Source organism: Prevotella sp. P4-67 (genome assembly GCF_002251325.1).
Taxonomy (GTDB): domain Bacteria; phylum Bacteroidota; class Bacteroidia; order Bacteroidales; family Bacteroidaceae; genus Prevotella.
This window is the reverse complement of the sequence record NZ_NPJL01000057.1, coordinates 18,184-36,648: the sequence shown is the minus strand read 5'-3', so window position 1 is coordinate 36,648 and position 18,465 is coordinate 18,184. Positions and strand designations below refer to the sequence as shown.

The 18,465-nt window shown below is 43.2% G+C and carries 18 protein-coding genes and 1 tRNA gene; 9 read left to right on the top strand and 10 right to left on the bottom strand.

The window, feature by feature from the left end:
* Window positions 1-12: 12 nt before the first annotated feature.
* The 3 genes from CIK92_RS09055 to CIK92_RS09045 all read right to left on the bottom strand — a co-directional run bounded on the left by CIK92_RS09055 (window position 13) and on the right by CIK92_RS09045 (window position 1,573).
* On the bottom strand, window positions 13-573 hold the full coding sequence (locus tag CIK92_RS09055) for an ORF6N domain-containing protein (RefSeq protein ID WP_094388966.1): 561 nt from the start codon (window positions 571-573) through the stop codon (window positions 13-15).
* 98 nt (window positions 574-671) lie between these two features.
* Entirely contained in the window at window positions 672-1,001 is a 330-nt protein-coding gene (locus CIK92_RS09050; RefSeq protein ID WP_094388869.1) for a helix-turn-helix domain-containing protein, read from the bottom strand.
* Window positions 1,002-1,003: 2 nt separating this feature from the next.
* Entirely contained in the window at window positions 1,004-1,573 is a 570-nt protein-coding gene (locus CIK92_RS09045; RefSeq protein WP_094388868.1) for a hypothetical protein, read from the bottom strand.
* 563 nt (window positions 1,574-2,136) lie between these two features.
* Here CIK92_RS09045 and CIK92_RS09040 point away from each other — a divergent pair.
* Window positions 2,137-2,210, top strand: a tRNA-Asp gene (locus tag CIK92_RS09040).
* 146 nt (window positions 2,211-2,356) lie between these two features.
* Window positions 2,357-2,740, top strand: coding sequence for a DUF1573 domain-containing protein (locus CIK92_RS09035; RefSeq protein WP_022311494.1), 384 nt, complete (start codon window positions 2,357-2,359; stop codon window positions 2,738-2,740).
* A gap of 64 nt (window positions 2,741-2,804) precedes the next feature.
* Here the strand turns inward: CIK92_RS09035 and CIK92_RS09030 are convergent, their stop codons facing one another.
* Window positions 2,805-3,980 carry an MFS transporter gene (locus CIK92_RS09030; RefSeq protein WP_144007796.1) on the bottom strand — a complete coding sequence of 392 codons (1,176 nt, stop codon included), beginning with the start codon at window positions 3,978-3,980 and terminating at the stop codon, window positions 2,805-2,807.
* A complete protein-coding gene (locus CIK92_RS09025) occupies window positions 3,950-4,582 on the bottom strand; it encodes an HAD family phosphatase (protein ID WP_094387464.1) in 633 nt (210 codons plus the stop codon). Before CIK92_RS09025 ends, CIK92_RS09030 begins: the two co-directional genes overlap by 31 nt.
* A gap of 109 nt (window positions 4,583-4,691) precedes the next feature.
* On the opposite strand from CIK92_RS09025, the gene rsmG reads away from it, so the two are divergent.
* Genes rsmG through CIK92_RS09005 form a run of 4 tightly spaced genes read left to right on the top strand, consistent with a single transcriptional unit; the run spans window position 4,692 to window position 7,011 of the window.
* Window positions 4,692-5,312, top strand: a complete 621-nt coding sequence (gene rsmG, locus CIK92_RS09020) for a 16S rRNA (guanine(527)-N(7))-methyltransferase RsmG (RefSeq protein ID WP_022311497.1) — start codon at window positions 4,692-4,694, stop codon at window positions 5,310-5,312.
* Window positions 5,306-5,947: an MBL fold metallo-hydrolase gene (locus tag CIK92_RS09015; protein ID WP_022311498.1), complete on the top strand. Its 642-nt coding sequence runs from the start codon at window positions 5,306-5,308 to the stop codon at window positions 5,945-5,947. Before rsmG ends, CIK92_RS09015 begins: the two co-directional genes overlap by 7 nt.
* The gene (gene ruvC / locus CIK92_RS09010; protein ID WP_022311499.1) at window positions 5,944-6,522 is read left to right on the top strand and encodes a crossover junction endodeoxyribonuclease RuvC; all 579 of its coding nucleotides are present in this window, start codon (window positions 5,944-5,946) and stop codon (window positions 6,520-6,522) included. The genes CIK92_RS09015 and ruvC overlap by 4 nt, the downstream gene beginning before the upstream one ends.
* 54 nt (window positions 6,523-6,576) lie before the next feature.
* The gene (locus CIK92_RS09005) at window positions 6,577-7,011 is read left to right on the top strand and encodes a hypothetical protein (RefSeq protein ID WP_254046043.1); all 435 of its coding nucleotides are present in this window, start codon (window positions 6,577-6,579) and stop codon (window positions 7,009-7,011) included.
* 91 nt (window positions 7,012-7,102) lie between these two features.
* Here CIK92_RS09005 and CIK92_RS09000 read toward each other — a convergent pair whose 3' ends face one another.
* Genes CIK92_RS09000 through CIK92_RS08990 form a run of 3 tightly spaced genes read right to left on the bottom strand, consistent with a single transcriptional unit; the run spans window position 7,103 to window position 10,776 of the window.
* Window positions 7,103-9,190, bottom strand: a complete 2,088-nt coding sequence (locus CIK92_RS09000) for an alpha amylase C-terminal domain-containing protein (RefSeq protein WP_094388867.1) — start codon at window positions 9,188-9,190, stop codon at window positions 7,103-7,105.
* Between the two features lie 4 nt (window positions 9,191-9,194).
* The gene (locus CIK92_RS08995) at window positions 9,195-9,644 is read right to left on the bottom strand and encodes a YhcH/YjgK/YiaL family protein (protein ID WP_094387461.1); all 450 of its coding nucleotides are present in this window, start codon (window positions 9,642-9,644) and stop codon (window positions 9,195-9,197) included.
* Between the two features lie 16 nt (window positions 9,645-9,660).
* Window positions 9,661-10,776, bottom strand: coding sequence for a phosphatidylinositol-4-phosphate 5-kinase (locus CIK92_RS08990; protein ID WP_094388866.1), 1,116 nt, complete (start codon window positions 10,774-10,776; stop codon window positions 9,661-9,663).
* A gap of 98 nt (window positions 10,777-10,874) precedes the next feature.
* Between CIK92_RS08990 and kdsB the strand changes: the two genes are divergently transcribed.
* Window positions 10,875-11,633, top strand: a complete 759-nt coding sequence (kdsB, locus tag CIK92_RS08985) for a 3-deoxy-manno-octulosonate cytidylyltransferase (RefSeq protein ID WP_094388965.1) — start codon at window positions 10,875-10,877, stop codon at window positions 11,631-11,633.
* A gap of 60 nt (window positions 11,634-11,693) precedes the next feature.
* Here the strand turns inward: kdsB and CIK92_RS08980 are convergent, their stop codons facing one another.
* Window positions 11,694-13,985 (bottom strand): NADP-dependent malic enzyme, encoded by a 2,292-nt coding sequence (locus tag CIK92_RS08980; protein ID WP_094387459.1) that lies wholly within the window; start codon window positions 13,983-13,985, stop codon window positions 11,694-11,696.
* A gap of 131 nt (window positions 13,986-14,116) precedes the next feature.
* Here CIK92_RS08980 and CIK92_RS08975 point away from each other — a divergent pair, with 131 nt between their 5' ends.
* A complete protein-coding gene (locus CIK92_RS08975; protein ID WP_094388865.1) occupies window positions 14,117-14,740 on the top strand; it encodes a TetR/AcrR family transcriptional regulator in 624 nt (207 codons plus the stop codon).
* Here CIK92_RS08975 and CIK92_RS08970 read toward each other — a convergent pair.
* Window positions 14,737-16,947: a bifunctional (p)ppGpp synthetase/guanosine-3',5'-bis(diphosphate) 3'-pyrophosphohydrolase gene (locus CIK92_RS08970; RefSeq protein WP_094388864.1), complete on the bottom strand. Its 2,211-nt coding sequence runs from the start codon at window positions 16,945-16,947 to the stop codon at window positions 14,737-14,739. The two genes, CIK92_RS08975 and CIK92_RS08970, sit on opposite strands and share 4 nt — an antisense overlap.
* 318 nt (window positions 16,948-17,265) lie before the next feature.
* Between CIK92_RS08970 and CIK92_RS08965 the strand changes: the two genes are divergently transcribed.
* The gene (locus CIK92_RS08965) at window positions 17,266-18,450 is read left to right on the top strand and encodes a sugar MFS transporter (RefSeq protein ID WP_022311508.1); all 1,185 of its coding nucleotides are present in this window, start codon (window positions 17,266-17,268) and stop codon (window positions 18,448-18,450) included.
* The last annotated feature ends 15 nt before the right edge of the window (window positions 18,451-18,465 follow it).

The window sequence follows — 18,465 nt, the reverse complement described above, 5'->3', positions numbered from 1 at the left end:
TTTTGTTCCATGCTATTCCTCCCCATCTTTACGGATAATCTTATGCTTGATTTTGACCAGGGCGAAGTTCAGCTCAATCTCCGTCTCTACAGACTTCGTGGATAGATTCTGCCCGATGATTTCACCCATCAACTCCCCGGAGCGATGCAGCAGTGAGGCTTGCTTCTCACGGTCATTCGTCACCTTCTGCAGAGCTTCCATCGTCCGTGCCATTTCACGGACCTGGGCAAAGGTGTCGATGATGGCAATGGTAGTCTGCACCGCGCGTTTGGACTTCAGAATCGTGGCCAGCATATATAAGCCACGTTCCGTAAAGGCAGTGGGATTGACGGTGGAATGTTTCATACTCTCGAACCGGTCAAAATTTTTGACCAGTTCAATCTTCTCCCTGTCTTCCAGCGTGAAAAGATACCTTGCCGGAAATTTTTCGGGGTTGTTCTTTACTGCCTGATTGATAACTTTCGTGGACACTCCGTAGAGCATAGCCACGTCTCTGTCCAGCAGCACCTGTTGATTACGCAAGGAGATAATCAAACCTTGCACGACGTCTGAGTTAATGATTTCGTTAGCCATATACATATATATTATAATAGGTGTGACATTGAAAATTGCCATCCCAGACGATCCTCCCGGACGGTAGGGGATGGACTTTGATAATCAAGAGCGCCAACTTACTCGCGCCGTTTAAGGCACAGCAGCTGGTCGTTTACATCTTTGATGTTGATGTGAATCTGTGTGCCCACCTTGGTATAAGGTATCTGTCCGCGCTGACACATCTTATATATATTAGCCTGTGTCCTCCCTGTCATCGAAGCCAGTTGCTTCACGGTGAGAGGGAAGTCGAGAATTGTCCCTAGCGTATCGGCCACAGCAGGGCCAATCAGCTCTTTCACTTTCTCAGAGATGATACCTTCAACTTCTTCAATCACCTCTTCCTTAACCTGCATTTTTAGGATTCGCCGTTCGAACTCCTTACTGCTTTCACTCTGCTGCTGTCCCATAACTATAGTGTTGTCCTATAAAGATTACCATTTACGCGGAGCAGGTTGACCTCAGGAATAAACTGAGAAGTCAGAAACACACCTCTGTTATATCCTTCATAGCGATTGAACCTATTGATGGAAACCCTGAAACTTTTCAGCTGGCCCTCGCTGTCAACCAAGCAGAAGCGCACGTCTCTGTCATCGAAGGTACGCAGCCAGTCCATGATGTGCTCCACCTTCTCAGCTTTCTTCAACCACCTTTTCAGATTTGTGGCTTTAGCCTTCTCCTGGTTGCATAGCACCAGATGCCTCCTTGACTTGGGAGGGCAGTGGAGTTCACGCGCGTACCTTTTTACTAATGACTCTGACACGCCGGTAAACTTCTCAATAGCCTCAATCTTGCGAGTAATCACTTTCCTTGCGGCATCAGTGAAATCCTCCTCCAAAAGTTTTCTCAGTCGAGCCAGTTGCTTCTCGTTTTCCTTTCGGATCATGTCCGTCAAGGCGTCTGCTAATTCCCTGTTAGTTTTCTCGGGGAAATGCAGAAAAAGCCAGTTTTCCAGCTCAGAATTCAGTTTTTTACTTGCCATAGCAACTTTTTTTGTCCTTTTTGCTAAATTTTCTCGTTTTTCTGAGGTACTTTCAGAAATTATTTGTACCTTTGCGTCGCATTTGGATGAACCGCTGCGATGTTCAAGGGTTTAAGAACTACATCAAACGTAGTCTTTTTCTCTGAATTACCAAAACGGGCCGGCAAAGGTAAATAGGTGTCTGTCCCATGATGTGGGACATAGAAGGACAACCTCGAAAAGATTAACAAATCTTAACCTCGGACACATCAAAATGCTGGCAACTTTTAGAGAAAAGCTGTCATGGGGACGATTCCAGAACCAAGCGGAATCTGTTTCCTAAAAAGTTGAAGAGATGGTGACAAATGTTTCCTCGCCGAACTTTACCGAAGTTCGTAAGGTGACATAAAGCAAAAAAGAAGAACAAAATTTGTTCCTATTTTGTTACCAGCTTCATAAACACATATGGTAGTAAGACTTTTACCCTTGTAAGTCGCTGAAGCGCTTAGGGATAACAGATAAGGTGCAAAAGGAGTTCAAATCCCGTACGCACCGCAAGTTCTTCAGATGCAAAAAACTAACAAGGTGTGTTAGTTCAGTTGGTTAGAATACATGCCTGTCACGCATGGGGTCACGGGTTCGAGTCCCGTACACACCGCAGAAGAGTCTTAAGTTCTTACTTAAGACTCTTTTCGTTTATAGCAAACAAACACTAAGTTAATTAATAAATTATAAATAACCGCCGAAAACTGCCTATATTCATAATTTATCCCTAACTTTGCACAATATTAAATAATGATTGATATGAAAAAGATATTTTTATTGTTAATGATGCTGGCAAGCCTTGTCGCCTACGCGCAGCAGGAACAGCCAGAAATAAAGTTTGACAAGACCGTACATAACTTCGGCACGTTCAGTGAAAAGACACCTGTCCAGACTGCCGTTTTTGCATTCACTAATATCGGCAAAGCCCCTCTCATCATCAACCAGGCCATAGCCAGTTGCGGATGCACCATCCCCTCATATACAAAAGAGCCTATCATGCCCGGCGAAAAGGGAACTGTAAAAGTTACCTATAACGGGAAAGGCAAATTCCCTGGACATTTCAAGAAATCGATTACCATTAGGACTAACGGAAAAGTAGAAATGGTCCGTCTATATATAGAAGGAGATATGAAAGAAGAGTAACAAACAGTCCTATACGATAAGCAAAAAACTCATTCAAGCAGGTCTTGAATGAGTTTTTTGCTTATTACCTATTCTTGTGTTTCATAAACCAACGATGCAAGTAGAATACATATAGCATACATGCCATAATACTAATGGCAAGCGCAATCCATAAGGTGAGATACATCTCTCCGTGACATACCGCCAAGCCACCGACTACACCAAGTCCAATTCCCGTCTCCCAAGACAGAAAGTAACTACTCTGAGAAGTGCCACGTTGGCAATGAGTACTAAGTTTGATAAAGAACAAGAGAAAACGCGTACCTATCACCCCTACTCCCAACCCAAGCAATGTGGCTGAAATAGATATGACCTCATGACAACCAGAACGCTCAATGAGTAAAAACAATGCTATAATCATGGCAAGAAGAGCTGTTACCGCTTGACTCTTTAACTCGGCATTGACAAACGCAATCCTCTCTACAAGGACTGCCACAAACAATCCCAACAACATCCAAGCAAAAAAAGCAGCAGGCAACCGCAAGGTGTAAAGCATACCTACAACTACCATAATCAGTGCCAAACACACAAAGAGCATAACTCCGCCTGGCAAGAGAAAACGGTCCAAGCTACATCTTTCTATATTATCTGGAGGGGTCTTGAAAGGAAAGCGTATAACCGAAATAAGCAAGAGGGCCAATACTGACAACAGCACAGATAAAAGAAACGCGCGCTCAAGACTTACATGAGAAACCACCACAAGAGAGATCAGCGGGCCCAAAGCAACAGCAAGCCGACCGAACCAGTTGATATGATAATTAGCCTCTGTACGGAAATAAGACTGAACAGAATCAACGACCAGAGTAGAAAGCAAGACCATCTGTGCCAACCCGTAAACGGCACCTAATATGAATCGTAAGGCCACTACAAGTTCAAATCGAGCAGCCATTGGAGACGTGCGCAAATACAACATCATAAGGATATCGCCAATTAACAGCAAAATCGCATATTGACACACCCTTTTGCGACGATAACGCTCTACCAAATAACTTACAAATGGCCCAAAAGCATATAGACCCAGCACATACGCCCCCATTACAAGAGCCTGTGCCTGATAAGAGAAACCATTGATTCGCATATATGTCAACATTTCAGGTATCAACATATATACGCCTATTGAAAGTAAAGAATTGGCTATAGCCAAAAACCAGAATTCTTTATGCCAATGGCTCAGATGAATGGAGGTATTCTGTGTGTCCAATTTGAGAAATCATTGATTACTAAATCACAATAATCTGATATGGCTGAAGCACTATTTGTGGTAGCCAGTCCTACAACATACAAATTGGCAGCACGCGCCGCCTTCAGACCATTAAAACTATCTTCGAAGCCAATACATTCGTCAGGAAGTACACCCAAGACTTCGGCACCCTTAAGGTAACATTCGGGATGGGGCTTGCTATGGGAGAAGTCTTCAGAAGTAAGAATGGCGTCAAAATAATCCCGAAACTCAGGATGAGCCGCGTAGATACTTCTCATCTTTTCATTATTACTGCTTGTGACAATTGCCGTTTTGATATTTTTCTCTTTCAATGCCAAAACAAATTGCTGAAATCCGGGAACATAATCAAAATGCATATTCCGCTCAAATTCATTAAGACGACTTACAATCTGCGATTGTTCAGACTGAAGATGAGAAAAATACGCCGAAAATATCTGAGTCAAGGTTTGTCCCTTGATTCTCTTTGCAAAATCAGGAATATCAGAATGATACTGCCTGCCAATCTCTCCCCAAAAGAGCGTATATTGTGGCTCGGTATCAAATACGACACCATCCAAGTCAAAAAGCGCTGCTTTAATCATTATTCACTAAATAATTACTATTATTATGCAAAGTTACGACATTTTTATCGTAACTTTGCAAGGAACAAAAAGAAATTGATAATTAGCCGTTTAATTGTCATCAGACTATATGCAGATTATAACCAAATACTTCAACAAACTGAGTGAGGAACAAATTCAACAGTTTGCCAAACTCAAGGATTTATACAGAGATTGGAATGCAAAGATAAATGTAATATCACGCAAAGATATTGACAATCTCTACGAACACCACGTTCTTCACTCTCTCGCAATTGGAAAGTTTATTCATTTCAAGCCCGGTACTACCCTTCTTGACTTTGGTACTGGTGGCGGCTTTCCAGGTATTCCTCTTGCTATACTATTTCCCGAATGTAAGTTCAGGCTCATCGATGGAACTGGAAAGAAAATCATGGTGGCAACAGAAGTAGCCAAAGCAATAGGGCTGAAGAACGTCAACGCAGTCCATCTCCGCGGCGAGGAAGAAAAAGGAAAATTCGACTTTGTCGTGAGCAGAGCGGTCATGCCTCTACCTGACCTCGCCAAGATTGTGGCCAAAAATATTTCCAAGAAACAAAGCAATGCCCTCCCCAATGGTATTATCTGCCTCAAAGGAGGTGACTTGCAAGCAGAGATAAAGCCCTACTCCAATATTGCTGAAATTGCCCCCATCAGTAATTGGTTTGAAGAAGAATGGTTCAAAGAAAAAAACATATTATACATTCCATGCTGACAATAAAACGATTTACATGCAACATGTTGCAAGAGAATTGCTATGTGATAAGCGATGACACAAAGGAGTGTGTTATCTGTGATTGCGGAGCATACTCACAACATGAACGCCAAAGCATAATAGACTATATCAAAGAGCAGCAGCTCAAACCGGTGCACCTCATTGCCACACATGGCCATATTGATCATAATTTCGGTAATAATACTATTTATGAGCAATACGGTTTAATGCCAGAAGTGCACAAGGAAGACGAACAACTGATGGAAATGCTCGACAAGCAAGCGGAAGGTTTGGTCAATGTGACCCTTGACTACCAGATGCCCAATCCCGTGTATTTTGACGAGAATCATGTCATCAGATTTGGAACACATGAGTTTACAATTATTGAAACACCCGGCCATTCTCCTGGTAGCGTGTTCTTCTATTGCAAAGAAGAAAACGTTGCTTTCTCTGGCGACACATTGTTTAGACATGCCATTGGTCGCACGGATTTTATAGGAGGCTCAATGTTCCAGATAATACAAAGCCTTCGAATGATTTGCCAGCTTCCAGATACTACGAAAATATATCCTGGTCATGGCGAAACGACTACTATAGGCAATGAATTGGCCAGCAACCCGTATCTTGATAGATGACAGATAATGAACGCATCATTCTTGGTATAGACCCTGGCACAAATGTAATGGGTTATGGCGTCTTGAAAGCCGTCGGCAATAAAGCCCAACTTATGGCTTTAGGAGTAATAGATTTACGAAAAATGCACGACCCTTACATAAGATTAGGCAAGATTTTCGAAAGGATTACGGGAATTATCGACGAATATCTGCCCGACGAGATGGCTATAGAAGCTCCGTTCTTTGGGAAAAATGTCCAATCTATGCTGAAATTGGGAAGAGCTCAAGGAGTGGCAATTGCCGCAGCTATAAGGCGCGAAATCCCTATCCATGAATATGCTCCTCTTAAAATAAAGATGGCCATAACCGGACAAGGTCAGGCAAGCAAAGAGCAGGTGGCAGGAATGCTACAACGACTTCTCAAAATGGACGAGAAGGAAATGCCCAAGTTTATGGATGCAACTGACGCATTAGGTGTCGCTTATTGTCATTTTTTGCAACAGAATGCGCCACAAAGCGAGCATAAATACGGGAGTTGGAAAGATTTCGCGACAAGAAACCAAGACAGAATAAACAATATATCAAAGTTGAAGTAAACAGCAGAAGAAAATATGAGAACATTTTTAGTATCAATGTTGTTGCTATTGACAATGGCAACAAACGCAAGCGCTCAGGAAATCTACAAAGAGATTAAGCGCATCATGCAAAATCAAGAAGTCATCAAGTCGGATCCCAAGAAGACGCTTGACGAAAGGAAAATCGCAACATTCAAGTATGATGCCATATATTATATGATGGTGAAGGCTGGCGACAACCATGTAACAGCCTACGAATTAGGCAACCAGACGAGCGCAATGATAGACTTTGTCAATCTGTACATAAAGAGACTGTCAATGGAAAAGAAAAAGAATCAACGAGACATCATTATGAGCAGATTTAAAAAAGTCACTATCGAAAACGCATTGTTCAACGACATGGACAAAGACATTATTTATGCCTATGTTGACAACGACAACTTCATTACCCAATTCTCCTTGGACACAAACTGGGTTAAGGCACTTGAAGAAGTTCGCCGCAACAACTAAGCCAATACACGACTGGGCTTAATCTCAGTCATGAAATAAAAAAGAATGGCATTGTGGAAAACCACAGTGCCATTCTTTTTATAGGAAAGTATTACTCTTTTCGTCTTAATACGACCGCAGAGCGGGCTGGAATATAAAGCATCAACCACCCCTTATGGTCTTTAGCATACAACTTGTCGGAGTTGGTGAAATGGGTAATGGTATCATCAGCCAATCCATTTCCTCCATACAATTTAGAATCAGTGTTTAGCATCACTTCATACGCTCCCTCGGGCACGAGAAAGCCATAATCAGAATATGAGCGGGATGGAGAGAAATTGAATACAAATACCAGATCCCCACGCATATATGCGAGAATCTGATCACCATCATTATGCCATATTTCTTGCACAGCTGTCTTGTTGATGTTCTTTTCTGACTTCAATACACTAAGCATATCATGGTCAAAGTCGCCAAGATAGTGATAATCCAATTCCTTATTGTCTACAAGGTTCCACTGTCGGCGAGCATACTTATGGCTCCATCCGTTACCTTCACGCGGGAAATCAATCCATTCAGGATGTCCAAACTCATTTCCCATGAAATTCAGGTACCCTCCATTAATGGTAGAGGCCGTAACCAAGCGAATCATCTTATGAAGAGCGATACCACGTTGGGCGCACATATTCTCATCACCTTTCTTAAAATGCCAATACATATCGGCATCAACAAGACGGAATATTATGGTCTTGTCTCCGACAAGCGCCTGGTCATGGGATTCACAATAGGATATCGTCTTCTCATCAGACCTGCGATTGGTAACCTCCCAAAGAATGGAGCTTGGTTTCCAGTCCTCATCGCGTAACTCCTTGATGGTCTTAATCCAATAATCAGGGATATTCATTGCCATGCGATAGTCAAAGCCATAACCACCGTCAGCGAATTTGGCCGCTAAGCCAGGCATGCCACTTACTTCTTCAGCAATAGTAATCGCATGCTTGTTTACCTCATGAATAAGAATGTTAGCCAATGTAAGATAACAAATTGCATTGTCATCCTGATGCCCATTGAAATAATCTCCATAATTGGTGAATGCCTCACCCAACCCATGGCTATAATACAACATGGACGTTACTCCGTCAAAACGGAAGCCATCAAAATGGAATTCCGTCAACCAATACTTACAATTGGAAAGCAGGAAATGAACGACCTCGTCTTTGCCATAATCAAAGCATAAGCTGTCCCAAGCGGGATGCTCGTGACGCTCTCCCGGATAGAAGTACTGATTGGGGTCACCTGCAAGATTTCCAAGACCTTCTACCTCATTCTTGACAGCATGGGAATGAACAATATCCATGATTACAGCCACTCCGTGCTGATGGGCCTCGTCAATGAGCTGCTTCAGTTGCTCCGGAGTACCGAAACGCGACGATGAAGCAAAGAACGAACTGACATGATAACCGAAACTTCCATAATAAGGATGTTCCTGTATCGCCATAATCTGAATGCAATTATAGCCATCCTTGATTATACGAGGCAGAACATTGAGTCTAAACTCATCATAGGTTCCAACCTTCTCTGCATCCTGGGACATGCCGATATGACACTCGTAAATAAAGAGTGGATTGGTTTTAGGTACAAACGATTTCTTTTTCCATTTGTAAGGCTGTTCCGGATTCCAGACTTGGGCGGAGAAAATCTTCGTTTCTTCATCCTGAACGACGCGACGAGTCCATGCCGGGATACGCTCTCCCTCGCCACCTTCCCAATAGACATGCATCTTATAGAGGTCGCCATGATTTATGCTGTTTTCCGACAATTTCAACTCCCAATTGCCGGTACCTTTGATGCGCTTGCATCTATACTTGGGACTTTCCTTCCATTTATTAAAGTCACCTATCAGATAAATGTCAGTAGCATTGGGAGCCCATTCGCGGAACACCCAGCCTTTTTCAAGTTTATGCAATCCGTAATATTCATGTCCATTAGCAAAGTCTGATAATGTGGACTTGCCATTATCGGTATATTGAGAATATTTCCACTGAGCATGTTCATGCCTGCCACGAATAGCATCCTCAAAAGGAGCAAGATAGCCATCGCGCTTGACGATTCCTAAATGTTTAACTCGCTGACTCTTGGCCTGCTTTGCTGGAGAGTCAACTTTCAAGCCTTTTCTACAAGTTTTACTTGAAGTCACCATAACTTTAGATTTTTACTTTAAAAATTGCTTTCTTTATCTTTCGGGCGGTATCACCTATCATAGGTGCATGACCATCTTGAGGGAAAAAGATGGCAAACATACCAACTTGACACACAGGATAACACAAAGGCGTCAAGTCTGGGAAAAAGCCTATATCATTAACGGCATCAAAACCTTTAACATCTCTGTAGGTAATATCTATGTATCCGTATGTCTCCACTTCGGTCAAAGGAATCTGTATGTCTATCATTTCATGATGACACTCTACCTTGGCCTCATCTTTTGTTTTTCCAAAGCCCTCTTGGATGTTCACAAATATATTGTCACCATCAATTGGATAATGACCAGGCTCCATTGATTTCAAATCATTGGCTTTAAGATAATCAATGACTGTTTGAAAAGAACGGTTGAGAGCGACATACTTGGTAAGATTAGTCAAATTATCAATTATCATAATTTCGTTTATTAAATTAATCTACTATTCTTCGTCCATGTTCATATTTGCCTTGAGCGACAATTTTTCCGTTGCGGTCTTTTTCCAAAAAACGGCCATTCCGCAGACCATCTGCATAAACACCCTCAAAGCGTTTTCCATCTTTATCTTCTTCAATTGCAGGACCATTACGAAGTCCTTTCTTGTACATTCCTTTAAAGCGCGAACCATTTGCGAAATGGATTATCACTTCCCCATCAAACAAACCTTCTTTGAAATTGGCCTCAAATACATCGCCATTTTTCTTGACCAGCTTACCCTTGCCATGCTGACGGTCATTGCTCCAATATCCAGTATAGGTGTCTCCATTGGACCAATAGAATGAACCATATCCATTTTTCTCTCCATTCTGAAAGTTTCCGACATACTTGTCACCATTAGAATACTTGAATATTCCTTCCCCTGTTCGCTCTCCTTGAACATACTTTCCTTCATAGTAATCACCATTCTGGAATTTGTAGATACCCAAGCCGTCCTGTATATCGTCTTTCCATTCACCTATATAAACATCCCCATCGGCATATCTGAAAGTTCCCTTTCCAGATCTCTGATTGTCAAGCCACATACCATCATACGTGGTGCCATTTCCCCAATCAAAGAATCCCTTACCCGATTTTTTATCATTATCCCAATTGCCATTATAATATGCACCACTTGCAAAAGTATATTTTCCCTTGCCATGGCGCTTATCCTTCTGCCAATTGCCGTCATATTTGTCACCATTATAATAATACATAACTCCATGGCCCTGCTGTTCATCGCGAAACCAAAGCCCGACATACTTATTGTTGGTACGGAAATAATAAGTTCCGCGTCCGTGTTGCTGATTTTGAAACCACGAACCTTCATATCTCTCACCATCGGAGAAAGAGTATACGCCATAACCATTGCGCTTTCCTTTTACATATTCCCCTTCATAAGTGTCTCCGTTTGTATATACTGCAGAACCTTTACCATTGGGCTTCCCACCCACCATTTCTCCTTTATATTGACCTCCATCAGAAGTTGTACACGAACCTAAATAAACTTTCTGCGCAGAAAGGAATAACGGAAATAATAGAAGTATATATATAACAATTGCTTTCTTAGTCATAAATTAATAGAATTTATTGCCAAAATTAGCAAAAAACGATGATACGGCAAAATATATTCTTAAAAATCACTACCTTTGCATCTATAAAAAACCAAATTATGACAAAGTTTATTGCAATCATTCCCGCCCGATACGCCTCTACCCGTTTTCCGGGCAAACCATTGGCAATTCTCGGTGGAAAACCAGTTATTCAAAGAGTTTACGAACAGGTTACATCTGTATTGCCCCATGCATACGTGGCAACAGACGACCAGCGCATTTTTGATACGGTAGTTAAATTTGGTGGAAATGCCATTATGACACGGAGTGACCATAAGAGTGGCACCGACCGCATACAGGAAGCTCTCACCAAAATCAATATTGATGCCGATGTCGTTGTTAACATCCAGGGTGACGAACCATTCATCCAGCAAAGTCAAATTGAAACTCTATGCAAATGCTTTGACGATGAAGATACCCAAATAGCCACCCTTGGCAAACCATTTACTACAATAGAAGCCGTCGAGAACCCTAATTCTCCCAAAATCGTAGTAAGCAATAGTGGTTATGCCATGTATTTCTCACGAAGCATTATACCCTTTGTCCGTGGAGTCGAGAAACAGGAATGGATTAACCGCTATCCCTTCTTAAAACACCTGGGCATCTATGCATATAGAAAAGAGGTACTTTCGCAAATAACCAAACTTCCACAATCATCATTGGAAATCGCAGAGAGTCTGGAACAATTAAGATGGCTTCAAAACGGATATAAGATTAAGGTTGGAACAACCTCTGTTGAGACTGTCGGCATAGACACACCCGAAGACCTCGAACGTGCAGAAGCATTCCTTGCCCAACACGAGAAAGACAACAGATAATTATTACATAAACGGCCATCTGAAGTTAATGCAGATGACCGTTTATTCTAAGATAATTGCTTATTTGTTTTTGTTTATAATTTTTTGAACATACGCGTCAATCACTGCCACCGCAGTAACATTCACTATGTCTCGCACCGAACTCTCAAAATCTGTAAAGTGAATCGGTTTGTTCAATCCCATCTGAATCGGACCTATAATTTCCGCATCAGGATCAAGGGCCTGGAGTAGTTTGTAACTACCATTGGCGCTGCTCATATTTGGGAAGACAAGCGTATTGACATCCTTTCCTTTCAGACGGGTAAATGGATATTTGTCATCTCTTAATTCCTTATTCAGAGCAAAATTCACTTGCATTTCTCCATCCACTTTCAAGTTGGGGAAATCTTTCTGGAGTTGCTCCACTGCAGCATGAACTTTCTGGGGACTACCTGCGTCATCCGTTCCAAAATTAGAGTAACTGATCATGGCAATGACGGGTTCTACATTAAAGAACTTAACAGCATTAGCGCTCAACTTAGCAATATCATAAAGCACATTCTGGTCCGGATGTCGATTAATCAGCGTATCAGCTATAAAATACGTACCTTTCTTAGTATTCAGAATATGCATAGTGGCAAATGTGTTGTACTCGGGACGTATTCCAATAACCTCTTTCGCCACCTTGATAGTATTGGAATACTTGGTGTAAAGTCCGGTTATAAATGCATCGGCATCCCCCTGCTCCACCATAGACATTCCAAAGTAATTACGCTCATACATCTTGTCGTATGCCTCTTCAAAAGTATATCCTTGACGTGCACGTTTCTCTGCCAAATGCTTGGCATAAGTAGCTCTGCGGCCCTGCTCTTTATCGGCGCGCATATCCACAATCTCTATGTTTGCAAGGTCGAGCTTCAAGCGATTGGCCAGGCGATTCAGGCGGTCAGGGTTACCAAGCAAGATTGGCTGGCAGATTCCTTCTTGACGGGCCTGCACTGCCGCCTTCATCATCGTTGGGTGTCCACCTTCCGCAAATACCACACGTTGAGGATGCAAAGCTGCAGTGGCATGCAGATTACGAGTGAGCTTGGTCTCCTGACCTAACATCTGCCGCAAATGATCCTTATATGCATCCCAATCCTTTATCTCCAGACGGGCCACACCACTTTCTATAGCGGCTTTAGCTACAGCGGCACTAACATCCGTAATCAATCTGGGGTCAACGGGCTTCGGTATGAAGTAATCAGGACCGAATTCCAATTCGTTTACGTGATATACCTCGTTGACGACATCAGGAACAGGCTGCTTGGCCAAATCAGCTATTGCGTGTACAGCAGCCATTTTCATTTCTTCATTTATGGCGCGCGCATGCACATCAAGCGCACCTCTGAATATATATGGGAAACCTATTACATTGTTTATCTGATTAGGATAATCACTTCTACCTGTTGACATCAACACATCTGGACGACTTGCCATGGCATCTTCGTAGCTGATTTCAGGCACAGGATTTGCCAGAGCAAAAACAATAGGACTTTTCGCCATCGAACGTATCATGTCCTGAGTAAGCACATTGCCCTTGGACAGTCCCACGAAGACATCGGCACCCTTTATAGCTTCTTCCAGAGTATGTACATCTCTGCGCTCGGTTGCAAACAATGCTTTCTGCGGAGTCAGTTTTTCTCTATCGGTCGTAATCACGCCCTTTGAATCAAGCATTACTATATTCTCACGGCGTGCGCCAAGTGCAACATATAGTTTTGTACAGCTGATTGCTGCTGCTCCCGCACCATTGACAACGATTTTTACCTTGGCAATATCCTTGCCAGCAACCTCCAAGGCATTTTTCAGTCCCGCAGCGCTGATAATTGCAGTACCATGCTGGTCGTCATGCATTACTGGGATATCAAGGTTTTTCTTCAAACGCTCTTCTATATAGAAACACTCGGGAGCCTTGATGTCCTCAAGATTAATACCACCAAATGAAGGGGCTATGCGCTCAACTGCCTCACAGAACTTTTCCGGGTCTTTCTCGTCAACTTCGATATCAAAGACATCAATACCTCCGTAGATTTTGAATAGCAATCCCTTACCTTCCATAACTGGCTTTCCACTAAGGGCGCCGATATCTCCTAATCCAAGAACTGCCGTACCATTAGAGATAACAGCCACCAAATTACCTTTGTCGGTATATTTGTATGCATCGTCCGGATTGTTCTGGATTTCCAAACACGGGAATGCTACACCTGGCGAATAAGCCAAGCTCAAATCAGTTTGAGTATGAAATGGTTTGGTTGGTTTAACCTCAATCTTTCCAGGTCTGCCATTTTGGTGATACTCCAAAGCGGCCTCTTTCGTAATCTTTACCATCTTTATCTTAGAGTTTATTTATGTTACCATCTGAAATAATAATGTGACAAAGTTAACAAAAAACCCACAAACAAGGACAAGTTTTTATCTTTTTTTTATACTTTTGCATTTAGAAAATATATAATGTCATCATGGCAAACGAAACGATTTACAGAAAGGAACTTAAAGGCAAGATTCTCAAGACCGCAATGGAGCAGTTTCTCCTGCATGGTATCAAGAAAATCAAGATGGATGACATTGCCAAGATACTTGGTATTTCAAAGCGCACGCTATATGAAATCTACCAGGATAAAGAGCAATTGTTATACGAAGGTCTATTAGAGACCGAAGAACACATCGACGCCTACCTGCTTAACTATGCCCAAGGAGGAAAGCGCAATGCCGTCGAAATCCTGATGGAATCGTATTACATACAAGTTGACGCATTCTCCCACATTAATCCACAGTTTTTCATAGACATACCCAAATATAAGACAGTAATGGAGATGCACGCCAAACGACGTAAGGAGCGCGAAAAGACCATTAGTGATTTTTTCCAATGGGGCATTGAAGACGGGTACTTCAGGCAAGGAACCAACTTTGCCCTTATCACTGAAGTTGTACAAAACGCCATGACATATATTATCGAAACGGGCATGTACAACAAATACTCCTTTCAGAGTATCTTCGACAATACCATTCTTGTATTTATCCGCGGTATGTGTACGGAAAAAGGCATACAAATTGTGGATGAGAAATCAAGCCGAAGGCGTTAAAGTCGGGCCACCGACTTAACGCCTTTTACTGTTTGCAACTTCTTAATCAGGCTTGCCATGCGCGATGTGTCATCTATCATTACGACCAGATTGCCGCTGAACAACCCGTCATGACTGTCTATATTGATACTCCGCATGACAATGCGTTCTTCCTTTGATATAATATTAGTAATATTGCTTACTATACCTATATCGTCATTGCCGATAATACGTAAAGTCACGCTATATTGGGAGTTGCCCTTTCCACTCCAACGCGCCTTTACAAATCTATAACCGAAACGCCTCCTCAATTCAGGGGCATTAGGACAGTCTGTGCGGTGAATCTTTATACCACCATTAATGGTGACAAAACCGAAAATATCATCACCATAAATAGGACTACAGCATCTTGCCAGACTATATTCTATGCCTTTCAGATTGCGGTCAATTACCAGAACATCGTCATCATTCCCTTTAGACTTGAAATCAGTACCATCATAATTGAACTCTTCCGCAGACTGAATCTGGCGTTGCTGCGCCATAGCAGACTGATGGTCGCGCAGCTCTACATATTTCTCAATAATGGTGTTGATGTCAAGTTTCCCATCGGCCACATTTCTATAGAAATCAGAGCGCTCCTTAAATCCCATCTTTTTGATAAGGATATTAACAAGCGTTTCATCTATCTCAATCTTACGATTCTTGAACCTACGCTCAAGCATTTCTCTGGCGAGAAGTCCCTCTTTAGCCTGAGTCTCCTTGAGCGCCAACTTGACCTTGGCTTTTGCCTTTGGCGTCTTTACAATACCCAACCAACTGGGCTTGGGCCTCTGATTGTTTTGCGTCAGAATCTCTATCGTATCACCGGAATGCAATGTCTCGCGTATAGACACGATGCGCCCATTAAGACGGGCACCTATGCAAGAATTACCGACAGCGGTATGTACATAATAAGCGAAATCAAGTACGGTGGCACCTTGTGAGAACTTGAACAGATCGCCCTTGGGCGTAAAGACATAGACTTCCTCATCCTGCAAGTTCATCTTGAACTGATCCATAACCTGCAGGTCATCACCGGCTTCAAGCGCCGAACGGATACTGGCAAGCCAGGTATCCATATTGCCCTCGCTCTTAACGCCTTTATAGCGCCAATGGGCGGCAAGACCATGCTCGGCAATATCGTCCATGCGTTGAGTACGTATCTGCACTTCCACCCACTTGCCTTCTGGGCCCAACACCGTGATATGAAGACATTCATATCCATTGGACTTTGGCATACTCAGCCAGTCTCTCAATCGTTTGGGATTGGGCTGATACATATCGGTAACGATAGAGAATGTCTGCCAGCAGAGCATCTTTTCCTTGTCTAAAGGCGAGTCAAGGATGATGCGAATGGCAAAGAGGTCATATATTTTATCAAAGCCACATTGCTGCTTCTTCATCTTTTGCCAGATGGAATGTATACTCTTGGTACGACCTTTCATATGATAGACGAGACCTGCCTCGTCCAGTTTAGCCTTGAGAGGGGAGATAAAGCGCTCAATATAAGCATCGCGTGAACGCTTGGTGGCATTAAGGTTCTCCTTAATAATATAATAGGCATCGGTCTCAAGATATTTCAGACTCAGGTCCTCAAGTTCACTTTTCAGCTTATACAGACCTAACTTATGAGCCAATGGCGCATATAGATAACTGGCCTCCTCGCTTACTTGGCGTTTGGCTTCAAGATTAGAATTGTCACGAATCTGCCTCATCAACGTCACGCGATCGGCAATCATGATGAGAATCACGCGCATATCTTCAGCAAAAGACAGCAGCAGATTACGGAAATTTTCGCTTTCTATTACAGGATTTTTCTTATACAAGTCATGTATGCGGCACAGACCATGCAGGATGCGTCCTACATTATCACCGAAGAGCGAGGTAAGGTGGTCAATGTCCTCGTTACCCCCAATCACTTCCTCATAGAGCAGAATGGCAAATACGCCATCACGCTTAAGCCCTATCTCTGTTACGGCCAGCCAAGCCGTCTGTAGGGCATGCAGAATGGGGTTGAGACCGAACATATCACGCTGGATACGTTGGCTGTTGATGGCTTGCTCTATATGCTGGCGCATCAGCTGTTCGTCACCGGGAGCCAGCGAGTCGGCTATGGCCTCCCGTATCTGAAATATCAGTTTTATCGCTGCGCTGCGCTCGTTATCCGAAAATGCAAATACATCGTTCATACGTATGTCTTCTCTATATAATTAGTAATCCTTTATGGTGTCCATATCTGCTGTCAATGCACCTGTAACACACCAAAGTATAGGGTGCAAAGGTACGTCTTTTAGCAGAAACGGCAAAGCAAAACCGTAGGCTTTTTACGGCTGTTTGACATAAGTTAATGATTAAGGGAAAAAACTTAATATAATTCGTCTGTTTCTCCCGACAAACAGTTAACTTTGCAGCACACGTCAGAAATCATCGCTATCCTAATATAAATGCAGAAATACGAATGCAATATAGCAGGAATACATTGGAAGATAAAACAAGTAGACAAAAACATGAAGAAAGGAAAAGATTACAGGAAGACCAAACGGGCTTGCTACCTTGGTTTTGTAACACAGGCCATCGTGGCCAATTTCACCCCTCTACTATTCATGGCCTTCCACCATGAGTACAAGATACCTATAGCCAGTCTGGCGTTGATTCCTGCTGTATTCTACATCATCCAACTGATTACAGACTTGCTGTGCGCCAAGTTCAAGAACATCAACTACCGCAAAAGTATCATCATCTCTGGGATAACATCAGCCACAGGCTTGATGGGGCTGGCATTTCTGCCAGAACTATTCCCCAATCCGCTGGTGGGAATACTCCTCTGTGTATGCGTGTATGCCATAGGTAGCGGGTTGATAGAGGTGTTGTGCAGCCCCATTATCGAGGCTTGCCCTTTCCCAAACAAGGAGGGCATGATGAGCCTGCTCCATTCCTTCTACTGTTGGGGAGCCGTGGGAGTGATAGTCGGCTCTACGCTTTTCTTTTCCCTATTCGGATTGGACCACTGGAGGTTTCTGGCCTGCCTATGGGCATTGATACCGCTCTACAACATCATCAATTTCGCGACATGCCCTATTGAACCCATTGTGCCCGATGCCGAGAGTATGAGCATGGGTCAACTGCTGCGCAATGGAATGTTCTGGATATTCCTACTGCTGATGGTAGCTGCCGGAGCCTCAGAAGCCACTATGGCACAGTGGACATCGGCCTTTGCCGAAGCCTCTCTGGGAGTAGAAAAGGCGATTGGTGATCTGGCCGGTCCCTGTGGATTTGCCTTTTGTATGGGTCTCGGCCGTCTATGGTATAGCAAGAAGGGACAGAATCTGGACCTGTCCGCCTATATGACATGGGCCGGGCTTCTGAGTCTGGTCGCTTACCTGACAGCTTCTTTAGCCTCTGTTCCGCTACTGAGTCTGGCCGGCTGCATGGTCAGCGGTCTGGCTGTAGGCATCATGTGGCCGGGTTCCATCAGTCTTACATCGGCACGGATACCCAACGGCGGTACTGCTCTTTTTGCCCTTCTGGCCCTTGCCGGCGATGCCGGCGGCACTTTTGGGCCATCTCTTGTGGGGCTTTGTACCCATTTTACAGGCGACGATATACATGGTGGCATTTTGGCCGCAACATTCTTCCCCGCTCTTCTGGTCGTATGCCTGCTCATTCTTCGCAGAAAAAGCGCCAGGTTATAACTCCAGCCCATGAAG